At 58.3% G+C, this 16,701-nt stretch carries 16 protein-coding genes; 6 read left to right on the plus strand and 10 right to left on the minus strand.

Features of this window, described 5'->3' with window-relative positions; genetic code table 11:
• Nucleotides 1-5 precede the first annotated feature (5 nt).
• Together OYW20_RS18285 and OYW20_RS18290 are read left to right on the plus strand one after the other, a co-directional pair.
• Complete coding sequence (locus tag OYW20_RS18285) at nt 6-749, plus strand: YciK family oxidoreductase (protein WP_268797337.1); 744 nt, start codon at nt 6-8, stop codon at nt 747-749.
• Between the two features lie 146 nt (nt 750-895).
• Entirely contained in the window at nt 896-1,822 is a 927-nt protein-coding gene (locus OYW20_RS18290) for a GGDEF domain-containing protein (protein ID WP_268797338.1), read from the plus strand.
• 4 nt (nt 1,823-1,826) lie between these two features.
• On the opposite strand, the gene OYW20_RS18295 is transcribed toward OYW20_RS18290, so the two are convergent.
• The 7 genes from OYW20_RS18295 to OYW20_RS18325 form a co-directional block, all read right to left on the minus strand.
• Entirely contained in the window at nt 1,827-2,627 is an 801-nt protein-coding gene (locus OYW20_RS18295; protein WP_268797339.1) for a TenA family transcriptional regulator, read from the minus strand.
• A 38-nt stretch (nt 2,628-2,665) separates the two neighbouring features.
• Entirely contained in the window at nt 2,666-5,131 is a 2,466-nt protein-coding gene (locus tag OYW20_RS18300) for an EAL domain-containing protein (protein ID WP_268797340.1), read from the minus strand.
• A gap of 284 nt (nt 5,132-5,415) precedes the next feature.
• Nucleotides 5,416-7,230 (minus strand): ABC transporter ATP-binding protein, encoded by a 1,815-nt coding sequence (locus tag OYW20_RS18305; protein WP_268801177.1) that lies wholly within the window; start codon nt 7,228-7,230, stop codon nt 5,416-5,418.
• 10 nt (nt 7,231-7,240) lie between these two features.
• Nucleotides 7,241-7,876: a DsbA family protein gene (locus tag OYW20_RS18310; protein ID WP_268797341.1), complete on the minus strand. Its 636-nt coding sequence runs from the start codon at nt 7,874-7,876 to the stop codon at nt 7,241-7,243.
• A gap of 3 nt (nt 7,877-7,879) precedes the next feature.
• Nucleotides 7,880-8,854, minus strand: coding sequence for an oxygen-dependent tRNA uridine(34) hydroxylase TrhO (gene trhO / locus OYW20_RS18315; protein WP_268797342.1), 975 nt, complete (start codon nt 8,852-8,854; stop codon nt 7,880-7,882).
• 255 nt (nt 8,855-9,109) lie between these two features.
• On the minus strand, nt 9,110-9,406 hold the full coding sequence (locus tag OYW20_RS18320; RefSeq protein WP_268797343.1) for a BolA family protein: 297 nt from the start codon (nt 9,404-9,406) through the stop codon (nt 9,110-9,112).
• A gap of 15 nt (nt 9,407-9,421) precedes the next feature.
• Nucleotides 9,422-9,955 (minus strand): DUF2059 domain-containing protein, encoded by a 534-nt coding sequence (locus OYW20_RS18325; RefSeq protein ID WP_268797344.1) that lies wholly within the window; start codon nt 9,953-9,955, stop codon nt 9,422-9,424.
• Between the two features lie 248 nt (nt 9,956-10,203).
• Here OYW20_RS18325 and OYW20_RS18330 point away from each other — a divergent pair, with 248 nt between their 5' ends.
• A complete protein-coding gene (locus OYW20_RS18330) occupies nt 10,204-11,598 on the plus strand; it encodes a class II fumarate hydratase (RefSeq protein ID WP_268797345.1) in 1,395 nt (464 codons plus the stop codon).
• On the plus strand, nt 11,591-12,205 hold the full coding sequence (locus OYW20_RS18335) for an NAD(P)H-dependent oxidoreductase (protein WP_268797346.1): 615 nt from the start codon (nt 11,591-11,593) through the stop codon (nt 12,203-12,205). Before OYW20_RS18330 ends, OYW20_RS18335 begins: the two co-directional genes overlap by 8 nt.
• A 152-nt stretch (nt 12,206-12,357) precedes the next feature.
• On the opposite strand, the gene OYW20_RS18340 is transcribed toward OYW20_RS18335, so the two are convergent.
• Nucleotides 12,358-13,320: a DMT family transporter gene (locus OYW20_RS18340; protein ID WP_268797347.1), complete on the minus strand. Its 963-nt coding sequence runs from the start codon at nt 13,318-13,320 to the stop codon at nt 12,358-12,360.
• A 179-nt stretch (nt 13,321-13,499) separates the two neighbouring features.
• On the opposite strand from OYW20_RS18340, the gene OYW20_RS18345 reads away from it, so the two are divergent.
• Nucleotides 13,500-13,712 (plus strand): DUF6316 family protein, encoded by a 213-nt coding sequence (locus OYW20_RS18345; protein WP_268797348.1) that lies wholly within the window; start codon nt 13,500-13,502, stop codon nt 13,710-13,712.
• A 32-nt stretch (nt 13,713-13,744) separates the two neighbouring features.
• Here OYW20_RS18345 and OYW20_RS18350 read toward each other — a convergent pair whose 3' ends face one another.
• Nucleotides 13,745-14,335 (minus strand): tRNA-uridine aminocarboxypropyltransferase, encoded by a 591-nt coding sequence (locus tag OYW20_RS18350; protein WP_268797349.1) that lies wholly within the window; start codon nt 14,333-14,335, stop codon nt 13,745-13,747.
• Nucleotides 14,336-14,358: 23 nt separating this feature from the next.
• The gene (locus OYW20_RS18355; protein WP_268797350.1) at nt 14,359-15,252 is read right to left on the minus strand and encodes a LysR family transcriptional regulator; all 894 of its coding nucleotides are present in this window, start codon (nt 15,250-15,252) and stop codon (nt 14,359-14,361) included.
• 286 nt (nt 15,253-15,538) lie between these two features.
• Here OYW20_RS18355 and speB point away from each other — a divergent pair, with 286 nt between their 5' ends.
• Entirely contained in the window at nt 15,539-16,489 is a 951-nt protein-coding gene (gene speB / locus OYW20_RS18360) for an agmatinase (RefSeq protein ID WP_268797351.1), read from the plus strand.
• Nucleotides 16,490-16,701 lie beyond the last annotated feature (212 nt).

The following is a 16,701-nucleotide window of genomic DNA, read 5'->3' on the forward strand; positions in this document are numbered from 1 at the left end:
TCTCGATGTTCAACTATTCAGCACGTCCCGACCTGCTCAGGGGCCGGGTCATTCTGGTCACTGGCGCTGGCCGTGGCATTGGTGCCGCAGCTGCAACTACCTACGCGGCGCATGGCGCTACCGTGCTGCTGCTGGGCAAGACCGAAGCCAATCTGACACAGGTCTACGACGCGATCGAGGCAGCGGGTCACCCCAAGCCTGCGGTCATTCCGTTCAATCTCGAAACTGCCCTGCCCCATCAATACGATGAACTGGCCGCCATGATTGAAAGCGAATTCGGGCACCTTGACGGGTTGCTGCACAATGCCTCGATCATCGGGCCGCGCACGCCGCTCGAACAACTCTCAGGCGAGCACTTCATGCAGGTCATGCACATCAACGTCAACGCGACGTTCATGCTGACGTCGGCCCTGCTGCCACTGCTCAAACGCTCCAGCAATGCCTCGGTGGTGTTTACGTCCAGCAGCGTCGGGCGCAAAGGACGGGCGTATTGGGGCGCGTACGGCGTGTCCAAATTTGCCACAGAGGGTTTGATGCAAACCCTCGCTGATGAACTGGACAGCGTGGCGCCGGTTCGCGCCAACAGCATCAATCCGGGCGCGACCCGAACCAGCATGCGCGCTCAGGCCTATCCAGCGGAGAACCCCCTGAACAACCCGACGCCCGAGGAAATCATGCCGGTTTACCTCTACCTGATGGGCCCTGACAGCAGCGAAGTAAACGGACAAGCGTTCGATGCCCAGCAGTGAATCTCATTTGAATACAGGGCCATGACCCCGCTTTCCTGGCGGTGCATCTGGCTCGATATTCTAATAGCGATGGACGGTCTGAACGCGATGGCAACTCTCTGCTCTAAGACATCCAAGCCAGCAGCGATGCACAGAGGAGAGAAAACTTGAGTTTTCCTACCCGCACCAACGCAATTGATTTTGACAGTGCCAAGTTGCAACGACTTGGTTTCGTACCGCCGCTGAATGCGGCGAATGAACCTGTCGATGTCGAAGAACTGCGGCGTCAACTGGGTCTCCAACTGCAAACCAGCCTCGAAGCCGAGAAAATCCTTGGGCTGTTCTTTCGTAGCGTTCAGCGGCTCGTTCCCTTCAGTGCTCTGCAGTTCAAACACAAGAAAACTGACCTGCGTCTGGAGCTGGGCACACGCGCCAGGCACCGTGCCAGCTACGACATGAGCCTGCAAGGCGAGCACATGGGCGAAGTGCTGTTCCAGCGCGACGAGAGGTTCACCGACGATGAGCTTTCTCAGCTGGAATCTTTCCTGGCGTGCCTGCTGCACCCCATGCGCAACGCGCTGATGTACCGCGCGGCGATGTTGAGCGCACTGCGTGACCCGTTGACCGGTGCGGGCAATCGTGTGGCCATGGACCAGACCCTGGCCCGCGAGGCCGAAATTGCCCGACGTGAGAAACGTCCGCTGTCGGTGCTGATGCTCGACATCGACCACTTCAAGGGCATCAACGATACCTACGGACATGCGACCGGCGACCAAGTGCTCAGAGCCGTTGCAAACGACCTAAAGGCCCGGATGCGTAACATTGATCAGGTGTTCAGGTTTGGCGGCGAGGAGTTTTTGATCGTGCTCTCGAACACCGGTCGTGAGCCCGCCGCGTTAGTAGGCGAACGCCTGCGTTACGCGGCACTGCAACTCAACTATCCGGTTGAGGGAAACCCTTTGGCGCTCACCGTCAGCATCGGGTGCTCGACCCTGCTGCCGGGGGAATCCACCGACAGCCTGATATGTCGTGCGGATGCGGCGCTGTATGTGGCCAAGCGCCAAGGGCGCAATCGACTTGAAGTAGCCTGCTAGAGCGCTACTCCACCAGCGCGACCCGCCGTTCGCGTATCGGCGTGTTCATCTCCTCCTGCGGGTGCTCAAGCGCCATGCAGCTTTCGAGAAACAGATGCATGTACTCATAGCTCTTGCAGATCGCCTTTCTGAGGTCGGTCTGTAGCTGCTCACCTGGATTATTGCCTGCCAGGGTGCAGATGATTTCCAGCGCTTCCCAAGGATGAGAGTCATCGTATTGCGCGTGCATTTTCAGCCACTTCATGGCGCGCTTTCGCTGCTCGGCAGGGAAGAAATCGGCATAGGTGTCTTGCGAACAGACTACCGCTGACCACTCCCCCGTCGCCCCTTCAATGGCGTAGTTGGTCGCCGCGATTGCCACCACCAACGACTCAGAGGTGCAGGCGTGCCAGCACCAGTGACTCAGCGCATGAAGCTCCGGGGATACGCGTTGTGCCTGCAGGTCTTCGAGAGTGACCCCGTGGGCCGCACTCCAGTTAACCCAGTAATCGGCATGATTGAGCTCGACCCGAATATTGCGCATCAGCCAGCGACGCGCCATGTCTTCACCCGGATGCCGCGCAAAACGGGTCTTGGTCAAGTTGTGCGCCATGTAGACCGCAAACTGTTCCACCACCGGCCAACCGCCCACCAGATAGTGGCGCATGGTCTTGGAGCTCAGTGTTCCATCTCGCATACGTTGATAAAGCTCATGCCCTACCACCCTGGACTTCGCGCCACTGCAATCTTCAATCAATTGCTGTGCCCAGGCGGGGTAACTGCTGGCATCCATCAGCGGACCGGTTCTAATGAACATATCGATCACTGTTTAGCTCCTTATGATATGTGACGCATCGGTTTCATTCAGCGGAATGTCCCGGGGGCGCTGAACAACTTTGGGGGCTGCCTCGCGGGCCGTGCATGCAGACGTTCGCAGGTGAATAATTGCGGTCGCTCAATAACGTACCCCTGAGCGTAATCCACACCGATTTCCAATAACGCCTGCTCAATCTGCGGGCTTTCGACGAACTCGGCGATCGTCTTTTTGCCCATGACATGACCGATATGGTTGATCACTTCCACCATCGCCCGATTGATCGGATCGTCGAGCATGTCCTTTACAAAACTGCCATCAATTTTCAAAAAGTCCACAGGCAAATGCTTCAAGTAGGCAAATGAGGACATGCCTGCGCAGAAATCATCCAGAGAAAACCGACATCCCAGACCTTTCAGTTCGTTGATAAACCGGATGGCACTGCCGAGATTGGCGATGGCACTGGTTTCGGTAATCTCGAAACAGATGAGCTCGGGCGGGATGGCATAAAGCTGAAATTGCTGGCGCAAATACTCGAGAAACGCATCGTCGCCAATGCTGCTCCCGGACAAGTTGATGGCGCATACGGCCAGCGGTCCTTGCCGATGCTCGTCACTGAGGCAATCGGAGATGATCTTGAAGACGTTCTGCACGACCCACCGATCCAGCGTGGTCATCATTCCGTAACGCTCGGCAGCAGGGATAAAGCTGTCCGGCAGAATCATCCGGCCTGACTCATCACGCAGGCGCAGCAGAATCTCGACGTGCCCGTTATGAGTGTCAGCGTTGCAACCCAGCGCGGCGATTTCCTGGGAGTACAGACAGAAACGGTTCTCTTCAAGCGCCATGTGCAGGCGCTGGATCCACACCATTTCGCCGAACCGGGTGGACAGATCCGAATCATCATCATGGTAAACCTGAACCCGGTTGCGACCCTTCTCCTTGGCCATATAGCACGCCATGTCGGCCGAGCGCAGCGATGCCTCAAGAGTGGTAGGAGCACTGGAAATATGCACCAGGCCGATACTGACAGTGGTCACGAACGGCCGGCCCTTCCAGATGAAGTGCAAGCCCTCAACGGTTTGTCGCAGGCCCTCGGCGATCCTTTCCGCTGCGTCCGCCGAGCAGTGCTCAAGCAGAATGCCGAACTCGTCTCCACCGAGCCGTGCCAGCGTGTCGCCCTCCCGGATGCCTTGTTGCAGCAAGGCGCAGATGTGACGCAGCAGCTCGTCCCCGGCAGCATGGCCGTTGGTGTCGTTGACGAGTTTGAATTGATCCAGATCCAGAAACAGCAGCGCATGATTGCCCGGCTGATGCGACCGGCTCGCCAGCGCCAGCTCCAGGCGGTACTCGAACTCCCTTCGATTGGCCAGCCCGGTCAAGGCGTCGTGGGTCGCCTGCCACGACAGATTGGCGATGTACTGGCTCTCCTGCGTCATGTCGTGCAGCACCAGCACGGTGCCACTGACTTGACCCTCGGTGCGGATGGGCGAGCCGGTCAACGTCACCGACACAGTGCTGCCATCCAGCCGCTGGATCAGTTTCGAGTGCTCACTGCCGCCTTGGAGCGTGCCACTCAGAATACGCTCGATCAGCGTCGAGCTGTCTTTGTGATCGTTTTCGTCCAGCAGGTTGAACAGCGCGGCCAGTGGCAGGCCTGCCGCTTGCTCGGTCTTCCAGTGAGTCAGTTGCTCGGCGGCGGGGTTCATGTAGGCAATCGAGCCTTCGACATTGGTGGTGATTACACCGTCGCCGATGGACTCAAGGGTAATCTGCGCCCGCTCCTTCTCGGCCTGCAAGGCGCTAGCGAATGCGTGCCGCTGCTCGAGCAGTTTGTGAGTGCGCAGCAAGGCCAGAATGATCAGGCACAGGGCGGTAGCAAGGTTGGTGACCAAGAGGATTCGCAGGATTACCCGCGAGCCCTCTCCCAGGGCGTTGCTGAACGCCATGGCCGCGGGGGTGACGCTTTCATTGATCTGGTTGATTTGCGCACGCCAGCTCAGCAGATCACTGTCGGTCGCGCTGCCATCGGTAACGCTCGCGTGGATCTGCCGCGCCAGGTCATCGAGCTGCAGGAGATATTCGTCGCCGATTTTCCAAAGGTCGATGGCCTTTTCCAGGTAACTGAAATGCCTGAAATGGAGATACAGCCAGATAATGCTTTCAGCATCGTCAGGATCGTTACCACCTTGAAGAATCCCGGCGTGGGCACCCTCGATGTCAGGCACAGGCTGATCCAGCGCAACACGCAGATTGTGGCCGCCCTGAGGGATGATGATCGCTTGCTGATACTTGAGGTAGTTAAGTTCGTCGCGACTGTTCGCATAGAGGTTGAGGTAATAAATCGCGTCCTTCTGGCCTTTGGACCAGAGGCTTTCACCGCCCACGTAACTGCGCACAGCGGACATCATGTACAGGCTCACCCCGCCCAGTAGTGCCTGCAATAGCACAACCGCTATAAATGGCCACACAATACCCAGAAGACGGGGCTTCTCGAGAATCCGCTTTTGCTTCATGGGGTCCCTTTCATCAGCACTGCCAGATCATTCTCCCTGCTCAGGCACTCCATTTTGAGCCTGAGGGGAACCGGCTAATTTCCACAATGCAGCGAGGGCTCGTCACGTGGGGAACACAACCACGGCCTTACCTGTTGATCCGTCGGATGTTGCTTACAAGGATGTACTCCTGGCACTTGGAAGTGACCGTTTGGGGGTGAATTTCAAGCATAGTTCAAGAATTAACGGGTTCCAATGGCACTCCGCCATTTAAGCCGCCCATCCTCAATAACCGAAAAGCAGTATCAAACTCCCTGCAAATGACCATAAAGACGCGCGTAAAGCCCTCCATCTGCAATCAACTGCTGATGGCCGCCGTCTTCTGCGACGCTGCCTGCGTCGAACACCAACACCCGATCAGCCTGCTTCACGGCCGACAGGCGGTGGGCAATGATCAAAGTGGTTCGCCCTTCCAGAAACTGTGCCAGCGCCTGATGGAGGTTGTATTCCGTGGCGGCGTCCAGTGCCGAAGTGGCTTCGTCGAGAATGACGACCTTGGGGTCGGAGAGCACCATTCGCGCGATTGCCAACCGCTGGCGTTGTCCGCCAGACAACCGCACACCGGAACGCCCGACCACGCTGTCCAGCCCCGCGGGCAGTTCGCGAATGGTCATGTCCAGTTGAGCGATTTCCAGCGCCCGCCAACACGCCTCGTCACTGCGCTCACGGCCCATGGTCAGGTTGGCGCGCACGGTATCGTTGAACAAGGCGGGATGTTGCAACACCACTGCAACGTTCTCACGAACGGTTTCCAGGCCTATTTCTTGAAGGGTGGCGCCGCCGTAGCGGATGCTGCCCGATTCGGCGGTGTACAGGCCCAGCAGGAGTTGCACCAGCGTGCTCTTGCCGCCGCCGCTGGCGCCCACGATTGCAACCTTCTCTCCCGGGGCAATCGACAGGTTCAACTGATCGAGTATCGGCTCGTCCCCATACCCGAAGCGCAAATTGCGCACATCAATCCCTACTGTCGACTGAGCCGTAAACGGATCGACGCCACCGGGGTACTGCGGCTCGTTGGCCCGCGACAGCAATTCATTGATGCGGGTCAGCGCGCCGCCTGCAGCATAAAACGCGTACTGCAGATTAAGCAGCTGCTCGACCGGCCCGATCATAAACCACAGGTAACTGAACACGGCGAGCATGTGGCCGATAGACAGGTCCGAAAACAGCACAGTGAGCATGGCTGCGGCGCGGAAGATGTCGATGCCAAACTGGAACAGCAGACCACTTGCACGATTGGACGCGTCGCTTTTCCACTGAGACGCGACGGCAAAGTCACGTACTTCCTGCGCCCGTAAGCCCAGTCTTCCAAGGAAATAACCCTGCCGATTGCCTGCCCGAACTTCCTGAATGGCATCCAGGGTTTCAGTCAGTGCCTGGGTAAAGCGCGATGTGCTGTCGTTTTCGAGCTTCTTGAGGTTTTTAACGCGTTTGCCTAATTGCACTGTGGAGAAGATCACCAGCGGATTGAACAGCAGGATCAGCAATGCCAGCTGCCAGTGCATCCACAGCAAAATCGCCGAGGTACCGGCCAGCGTCAGTACGGCCACCAGAAACTTGCTCAGGGTTTCACCGACGAATTTGTCCACCGTATCGAGATCGGTCACCAGATGTGCTGTCACGGTCCCGCTACCCAGACTTTCGTATTCACCCAGAGAGATACGCTCGAGACGCTCGATCAGCCGCACGCGAATGCGGTAGACGATGTCCTTGGCAAGGCGTGCAAACAGCCGCGCCTGAACAACGTTGAACACCAGCGCAGCCAGGCGCAGGGTCAAGGTGACGAGCAGCATCAAGCCTATGTAGCCCACCGCCTTTTGCAGGCTGTCGGGTAACAGATGATTCATGAACTTCAGTGCACGGTCGCCTTGACCAAGCAACACTTCGTCCACCAGCAACGGTAGTAACAGAGGAATCGGTACCGAGCACAGCACTGCAAGCGCGGCCACGCCGTTGGCGATCCACAGGGACTTCTTGTGGTGCAGTGCAAGGCGGCGGATTTCGGCCCAGCTCAGATGATCGACACTGCGTGAAGGTTGCGGCTCGATGGCGTCCGGCATTTTCATCGGATCAGGCACTGGCTGCACGCTCCAGCCAGCGATCAAGCAGCGGCGCCAATTCTTCCACCGGCTGATAGCCATTAGTCAGTAGCGCGAGCTGTCCTTTACGCTCGGCGAGCAAGGTGGGAAACCCGGCGATGCCCAGGTCCTGGACCCAGCTAAAGTCCGAGGCAGTGGCGGCTATTTGCTCTGGATTGTCGAATGCTTCGGCGAAGACGATTCGCGGCAAACCTGCCTTCTCGGCAAGCTCGGCCAATACTGATCCTCGGGTCACATCGCGCCCTTCCAGGTAAAAGGCCTGCTGAATTTCCTTCACCAGTTTCCAGGCGATATCAGGATCGAGGCTGCGGGCTGCAACGACGGCGCGGCAGGCGGGCTCGGTGTCGTACACAAAACCCTCGGGCAGCGCGTCTTCAAAGCGAAAGGACTGACCGGTGGTGTCTTTGACTGCCTGCCAGTGCTCGAGAATGTAGCGTTTCGTGCCAGGCTCCAGCGCAGCCCCGCTGCCGGTACGCAGCCCGCCCACAACCAGGTGCAGCGGGAGCCCGGCCGCCCTCGCCTGCTCGACCAATGCATCGGCAACCGGCGCAAAACCCCAGCACCAGGAACACATCGGGTCCATCACATAGAGCAGGCGGGCGGGCATGATTCAAGCCTCGTTGGAAGGGGTTTCGTTCTTGGACTCAGCGTCCGGCAAGCGATAGTTACGACCAATAGGATGCGGCTGGTTGCGCGCTTTCGCCAGTTCGATCTGCTTTTGTCGGTCAACGGCGCTGCGGCGGGTTTTCTCACTCAGCTTGTCCCAGCAGTGCGGGCAGCTGACGCCGGGCGTGTAATGCTCACTGGCACGGTCTTGCGCGCTGATCGGCGTGCGGCAGGCGTGACATTGATCGTAGTCGCCTTCGGTCAGGTCATGACGCACGGTGACCCGGTTGTCGAAGACGAAGCAGTCGCCGCGCCAGCGGGTTTCTTCCTGCGGCACTTGCTCCAGATATTTGAGGATGCCGCCCTTGAGGTGATACACCTCTTCAAACCCCTCGCCCAGCATATAGCTGGAAGCTTTTTCACAGCGAATGCCGCCGGTGCAGAACATCGCCACCTTCTTGTGTTTCGAGGGGTCGAAGTGGGCTTTGATGTAATCCGGGAACTCACGGAAACTGGTGGTCTTGGGGTCAATGGCACCCTCGAACGTGCCGATGGACACCTCGTAGTCATTGCGGGTGTCGATCAACAGAACTTCAGGGTCCGAAATGAGGGCATTCCAGTCAGTTGGCTCCACATAGGTGCCGACCTTTTTGTTCGGGTCAACACCCTCAACGCCAAGGGTCACGATCTCTTTTTTGAGCTTGACCTTGGTGCGGTAGAACGGCTGATCCTCGCAATAGGATTCCTTGTGATCGATATCGACCATGCGCGGGTCTTTTTTCAACCAGGCCATAAGCCCGTCGATGCCTTCGCGGCTACCGGAAACCGTGCCGTTGATGCCTTCATCAGCGATCAGCAAGGTGCCTTTGATACCGTTGTCGACCATGGCCTGGAGCAGCGGCTCTCGCAATGCGACGTAATCACTGAGGGTGACGAATTTGTACAACGCCGCGACGACGATGGGGGCGGTTTGAGTCATGTTGCGTCTCCAGGTGGTGACCCTCGCAAAGGGCCTACCGGATGAGTGATTCGGGAATAAACGTGCCCTAGCGGCAACGCGGCGCGGATTCTAGCAAAAACGAAGGGGATTCAGACAGGCGGGTGATCAGCGCAATAGATCGCAAGCGGCTGCAGGAGCGCACTTGCCCGCAATAGCGTCGGTACGTTCGATAGATTTACATCGAAAGATCCGACCCCTTCACGGGCAACCGCACTCCTACACAATCACCACTCGTTACGCATGCCCGCCCGCGCAGGTTGGGGACGTCGGCACGATGCCGGCTTCCGACCACTCCTGCGGGGTGTAAGTATGCAGCGCCAAGGCATGGAACTCGCCCATGAGGCCGCCCAAAAGGCCATAGACCTTCTGGTGCCGCTTCACGAGGTTGAGCCCTGCAAACTGGTCACTGACCAGAATCGCCTTGTAGTGAGTTTCATCACCACGGCTGTGCATGTGGCTTTCATTCAGCACCTCAAGGTGCTGCGGCTGAAAGACCGACAGCGCAGATTCGATTCGCTGTTGCATGCTCATGGAGGACTTCGCTACTTATGGCTTTTTGGCAGGAGCAGGCACTGCGGCAGGTTTGCCAGCAGGCGCCAGTTCAGTGGTCATGTCAGCCAGCAGCTTGTTGACAACAGGCACAGCGCTTTCGAGCTTGCTCTGGGTCAGTTGGGCCGATTGCTGAGTCAGCTCAGGCATTTTGGTCAGCACTTTCTTGCCCAGTGGCGACTCGTAGAATGCCACCAGATCCTTCAACTCTTTCTCAGTGAAGTTGGAGGTGTAGAGCTTGACCATGTCCGGTTGCAGCTTGTTCCAGCCAATGGCTTGGTCCAGCGCAGCGTTGGCCTTGGCCTGGTAGGTTTCCAGGGTCGCTTGCTTGGAGGCAGGCGCCTTGGTTTCGGCAAAGCGCTGAGCGAACATTTGCTGCACTTGCATGTAGACCGGCGTGCCCAACTTGTCGGCGTGAGCCAGTTTGAGGAACGTCATAGCGCTGGCTTCATGGCTGGCGGTATCGGCGAGAACCTGGCCGCTGGCACATACCAGCGCAACCGCAGCACAGATGGCACGAATACGGGTCATCGAGTTTCCTTTCTAGCTTACGAGGCAGAACCCCAAGACCGGTTATTCTGCGCCCCTTTTTGCATTGCGCTCAACCCCCGACCCTACGAGCGGTTAAATCGCCTGTCGATCCAGCCCTGTTTTTGCACCCCTTCAGACACGGTTTTGACGCACTATGTCGGCGCGCATTCTTTTCAAGTAAACCTGCGGGGAACCCGCTTGGGTTCTCAGGGCCTAAATCTCGCAATCGACCTTAAGGAGAGAGACCAGTGAGCCGTACCGAAACCGACAGCATAGGTCCGATCGAAGTCCCGGAAGACGCTTACTGGGGCGCACAGACCCAACGTTCGTTGATCAATTTTGCAATTGGTCAGGAACACATGCCACTGCCACTGCTGCATGCACTGGCACTGATCAAGAAGGCCGCGGCGCGCGTCAACGACCGTAACGGAGATCTGCCTGCGGACATCGCCCGCCTTATTGAGCAATCGGCTGATGAGGTGCTGGGCAACAAGCTCGACGACCAGTTCCCACTCGTAGTCTGGCAGACCGGCAGTGGCACACAGAGCAACATGAACGTCAATGAAGTGATCGCCGGACGGGCCAACGAGCTTGCAGGCAAAGGCCGCGGCGGCAAGAGCCCGGTCCACCCCAACGACCATGTCAATCGCTCGCAAAGCTCCAACGACTGCTTCCCCACAGCCATGCATATCGCCGTGGCCCAAGCGATCAAAGACCAACTGCTGCCCGCCGTCACCGAGCTGTCGGCAGGCATCGCTGAACAATCCTCGCGCCACATGAGGCTGGTCAAAACCGGCCGCACGCACATGATGGACGCGACGCCGATCACCTTCGGCCAGGAATTGTCCGCCTACGTCGCGCAACTGGACTACGCCGAAAAAGCCATCCGTAACGCACTCCCCGCCGTTTACGAGCTGGCCCAAGGCGGCACGGCTGTCGGCACGGGGCTGAATTCACCTCACGGTTTTGCTGAAGCCATTGCTGCGGAACTCGCCGCGCTGTCCGGGTTGCCATTTGTAACGGCACCCAACAAATTCGCCGCCCTCGCCGGGCATGAACCGCTGACGGCGATGTCAGGTGCGCTGAAAACCCTTGCCGTGACGCTGATGAAAATCGCCAACGACCTGCGCCTGCTGGGATCAGGCCCTCGGGCAGGCTTGGCCGAGGTCAGGCTTCCGGCCAACGAGCCGGGCAGTTCTATCATGCCGGGCAAGGTCAACCCGACTCAGTGTGAAGCGTTGTCGATGCTTGCGTGCCAGGTGATGGGCAACGACGTGACCATCGGTATTGCGGCAAGTCAGGGACACCTGCAACTGAACGTCTACAAACCGGTGCTCATTCACAACATTCTGCAATCGATCCGCCTGCTGGGCGACGGCTGCAGAAACTTCAATGAGCACTGCATCGCTGGCATGGAGCCGGATGCAGGCAAAATGGCCGAGCACCTGGAGCAAGGCCTGATGCTGGTCACCGCGCTTAACCCGCACATCGGTTACGACAAGTCTGCCCTCATTGCAAAAAAGGCTTACAGCGAAGGCCTGACGCTGCGTGAAGCGGCTCTGGCTTTGGGCTTTTTGACTGATGAGGAGTTCGACACCTGGGTCCGTCCCGAGAAGATGCTAGAGGCCGGAAGCAATGGTTGATCCGATCAGTGGCGCCACCCCACTGGAAGGGTACGGCAAGCGCATCCTGATGATTTTCGGCACGCCGAAAAGCGTCAGCCTCTGCCACGCATTGGGCGAAGCGTACGCCCAGGGCGCGCGCAGCGAGGGGCATGTGGTGCGCATGCTCAAACTTGACGAAATGGAGTTCGACCCGGTGCTGCACGGCGGATACGACTCAAGCCAAACGCTGGAGCATGATTTGTTGCAGGCACAGCGCGAGATTCACTGGGCCGAGCATTTGGTGTTTGTTTATCCGGTCTGGTGGGGCGGCTTGCCAAGCCTGCTCAGCGGTTTCTTTGACCGGGTGTTAATGCCAGGCTTTGCGTTCAAAACCCATGGCCGCAAACACCCCTCCAACGAATTGCTGCGCGGCCGGACCGCCGAGCTACTCGTGACCATGGACACGCCGCGTCGCTACTTCCGCTGGATCTACGGCGCCCCGGCACATCGGCAGATGACCCGCACCATTCTTGAGTTTTGCGGGATCAAAACCAAGCGCCTCACCGAATTTGCCCCGGTGCGCACCTCAACAGAAGAACAGCGCCAGCAATGGATCCGGCTTGCGGAATCGCTGGGTAAAAAGTGAGGTTCACCGCAGGCGCAGGCCTTGCTATTGGTTAGTCACAGCGATTCCTGCGAATTCGGTTTGTCAGGTAAGGCAGGCTGTCCGGGTTCAGGGCGAATGCGCAGCCCATCGCGTCCTCGCGTTGCGCGCGCGCCTACATTGATTACGTCCCGTCAGACCCGTGCCGCCATCCGCGCTTTTCTCGCTTTCATCCCGGCGATCAATGAGGGCCCCAGCGCGGTCAACGCGGACCCCGCCACCACCATAACCGCTCCGCCGTAGCCCAACGCGTTTATCTCCTCAGCCTTCACATAATCGGGCCACAGCCAAGCGGCGACCGCCACCGACGCAAAGGTCACCAGCGGCGTCAACGCAAGGGTGGCGCTAACCCGCGATGCTTCCCAATGCGCCAGCGCCTCGGCAAACGCGCCGTACGCCACCAGTGTGTTCAGACAACACGCCAGCAGCAGCCAGCCTTGCAAGGTCGAGAGTTGCAGCGCTTGCGCGGGATGCGCCCAAGGCGAAACCAGCAATGCACAAAACAGGTAGATCACCATCATCACCTGCAAGGAATTCCACACCGTCAGCAGCTGCTTCTGACTCAAGCCGTAGAACGTCCACACGGCAGCAGCGAGAAAGACCGTCAGCACACCCGCCGTGTAATCGCTCAGCGAGGTGAACAGCTCCACCAAACGCTGATTGAAAAACAACGCGAAGCCCGTCAACAACACCAGCAGCCCGAGAAACTGCCCCAGACCAAAGCGCTCCTTAAACACGAAGATGCTGCTGATCAGCAGTAAAATCGGGCCCATCTGAATCATCAATTGGGTCGTGCCGGGGCTGAGCAAACGCAAGCCGATCAGATAGAGTACGTAATTGCCGACCAGGCCAAGGACAGCCATTGCCACCAGTACTTTGCCCTTGCGCCCGAGCACTTTGAAGCTGGGCAACTTGCCCACAGAGGCAAGCCATATAAAGAGCAGCGCGCCGGAAACAAAAAGTCGGAACCACGTCACCGTGACCGGGTCCATCACTAGTAGCACCTGTTTGAGTTTGATGGGCAAAATGCCCCAGAGCAAAGCAGTCAACAGTGCAAGTGACAGGCCGTATAACCAGCGGCCAGACGAAATATGCATGAAGATTCCTGATAAAAATGACAAGGGCGCCATTCTAGGCCTTGATCTGCCGGCGACACAGCTACAGTTCACCCCGCAGATCAGAGTAAAGTGCGCGGCGGCCATTTATGCGTAGCAATAATTACAGGCGCAACGACCTGTGCGGACCCACCACACCAGTGCAATTTCCGGGGAAGGTTATGTTAGGCAAACGTGAACAAGATCCAAGCGCCACGTTGCATTTCCGCGCAGACCGCGTCTCGCTGGTCAACGGCATGTATTTCTTCAGTACCCGTGAAAACACGCTGGAAGGGCCTTTCCCCAGTCGCGACGAAGCGGCCAGGGAAACCGAGGCCTACATCAAGCGCATGCAAGGCCATAACCCTGAGCAATCCGCCGAACTGAACGGCTGACCCGGCGGTAGTCGCTGTCTGGAGCGAAGGCTTCAACAATGATTGCGTTGAAACGTTTGTTCGCCCATCGCGGCTATCTGCCCTTCGATCAGCGCATCGAACGGTGCAAACAATGCGTCAAAGGATGTTTGCGGCTCTAGCGTATGAAGCGCATGGACAATCGCTTCCAGCGTTGACAAGGCATCCGGGCCAGGCGCTTTGCGCAAACGATAACGCGACAACGGCGCATTACTCAGCGTCACCCTCGGCAGCGCCGCCAGAAGCGGATTGAGGTGCAGCAACTTTCGCGCCTTGCGCCACGTCCCGTCTGGCACCACCAGCAGCATGGGCAACGACGCCCCATCCTCCAGAGTCAGTGTTGCCGCGCCTTCACCCGGAAACAGCAATCGGGTCTGATAACCCGGCACGTTGAGTAACGCAGGCAAATCCTCGAACACCTCGGCCACTACCAATTGCGCCTGCTTGAGCCCCATCGCCGCCAGCCGCGCCGTGTTCAGCGCATGACCGACTTCACTCGGGTGCTGCAAAATCAACACCCGCGTCTGGCTGTCGAGGCCCGGAATTAGCGCGCATAGACAGTGGTTCTGAGGTCGCAAGCAACGCTCGCAGCGCAAACGGGCCATGGATCATTCCTCCAGAAGCAGCATCACAGTGGGTTGAGTTGGGCCTTAAGCAGGTCGCGAAACGTCTGGATCAATGGCTCACGACTGCGGCCTCGACGCAGAATCATGGAGAACGGCGCCTGGTAGCCAAACGTCGCGGGCAACAGCACACGCAATTGCCCCGAATCGATCCATGACTGCGCGTAATGCTCCGGCAGGTAACCGATGTACGCGCCTGACAACACCAGAATCAGCTGTGCCTCCATACTTTCCACGGTCGCCGCGCTGTGTTTGAAGCCGTGTCGGGCGAGCTCAGCCTGGCTCCAGTAACCGCGACCTACCATGCGCTGCTGGGTGATGACCGGTTCCGGGATGCGTCGCTCGCTGAACAGCGCGTGACGGCTGCTGCAATACAACCAATGTTGCTCGCGATAAAGCGGCTGATAAAGCAGCCCATTCATGCGCGTTGAAAACGAACCGATCGCCAGATCCAGCCGGTTATCCAGTACGCCAAGTTGCAATTCATAGGGGCTCATGACTGACAAATGCAAATGCACGGCCGGGTGTTCTTCGCTGTAGGCACCGATCACTTCGGCAAACGGCAGGGCCGGATCACTGACCGTGGAATCGAGCACACCAAGGTTCAGCGTGCCCCGAAGCTCACCCTTGAGCGCGGCGGCGTAAAGCTCGAATCCCTCGAGTTCACCCAGCAGGCGCAATGTTTCCTGGTGGAACAGCTCGCCCTTGCTGGTCAGGCTGAAACCGCCTCGCCCCCGATGGCACAGCACGATCCCTAGCGCAGCTTCAAGTTGGCTCATGTAAGTGCTGATGGCGGAAGTCGAAAGATTCAGTTCCTGTTGCGCACTGGCAAAACCCTGGTGGCGCACCACGCAGACAAAAATACGGAGCAGTTTGAGGTCAGGTAATGCGCTGGCCATGGGAGTACCGAGAAAATGCCACAGATGCTACGCAAAGCAATCGATGGGAGGGAGCCAGCTCGCGATGACGGCGTGTCAGTTTCTACAAACGCTACTGTCAAGAAATGCAATCGAGAGCAAGCTCCCTCCCACATGGAATGCAGTGGCCGGGAGCTTAACCGAAACACTCGATACTTCAGAAATATCTGAACTAAGTATTTTGCCTCACCGATTGTTTCTATAGCCCTTGATTTGCAGAATCCACTTCAAGCTTTGATCCCCTTGAACTCACCGATGAGGCAATCCCGTGGACAAGATTTTCCACCAACCACTGGGCGGCAACGAAATGCCGCGCTTCGCCGGCATCGCCACCATGATGCGCCTGCCCCACCTGCAAACGGCCGAAGGTCTGGACGCTGCGTTTGTCGGCGTCCCTCTGGACATCGGCACCTCTCTGCGCCCAGGCACCCGCTTCGGTCCGAGGGAAATACGCGCCGAATCGGTGATGATTCGACCCTTTAACATGGCCACCGGCGCTGCGCCGTTTGACTCACTGTCCGTTGCAGACATTGGTGACGTGGCAATCAATACCTTTAATCTGCTGGACGCCGTACGGATTATTGAAGAGGCCTACGACGGCTACCTGGCTCACGGCATCATTCCGCTGACACTGGGCGGCGACCACACCATCACGCTGCCCATCCTGCGTGCCATTCACAAAAAGCACGGCAAGGTCGGTCTGGTTCACATCGACGCCCACGCGGACGTCAACGACCACATGTTCGGCGAGAAAATCGCCCATGGCACGACCTTTCGCCGCGCAGTGGAAGAAGGCCTGCTCGACTGTGATCGTGTGGTGCAGATAGGTTTGCGCGCGCAGGGTTACACCGCCGAGGACTTCAACTGGAGTCGCCAGCAGGGCTTCCGTGTGGTGCAGGCAGAAGAGTGCTGGCACAAATCCCTGGCACCACTGATGGCCGAAGTGCGCGAGAAAGTCGGCGGCGGTCCGGTCTACCTGAGTTTCGACATCGACGGCATCGATCCTGCCTGGGCGCCTGGCACCGGCACCCCGGAAATCGGCGGGCTGACCACGATCCAGGCCATCGAAATCATTCGTGGGTGCCAAGGCCTTGACCTGATTGGCTGCGACCTGGTGGAGGTCTCGCCGCCTTATGACACCACCGGCAATACCTCATTGCTAGGCGCCAACCTGCTTTACGAAATGCTCTGCGTGCTGCCGGGTGTGGCGCACCGTTAACACGAAACTCCTAATGCACGGCCGAATGCGGGAGGCAGCTTGCTCGCGTTTGCGGCACGACTATGTCGAATCCGTCGACTGACACGACGCGATCACGAGCAAGCTGCCTCCCACAAAGCGTCAGCAACACAGCACAACAAAACGCTCATCCACTGACGGCCTGACTGATGGCGTTCGTGCTGGTCAGCCTGTTTGCGCCCAAGCGGCTGGCA

This window comes from Pseudomonas sp. BSw22131 (assembly GCF_026810445.1).
Classification (GTDB): domain Bacteria; phylum Pseudomonadota; class Gammaproteobacteria; order Pseudomonadales; family Pseudomonadaceae; genus Aquipseudomonas; species Aquipseudomonas huanghezhanensis.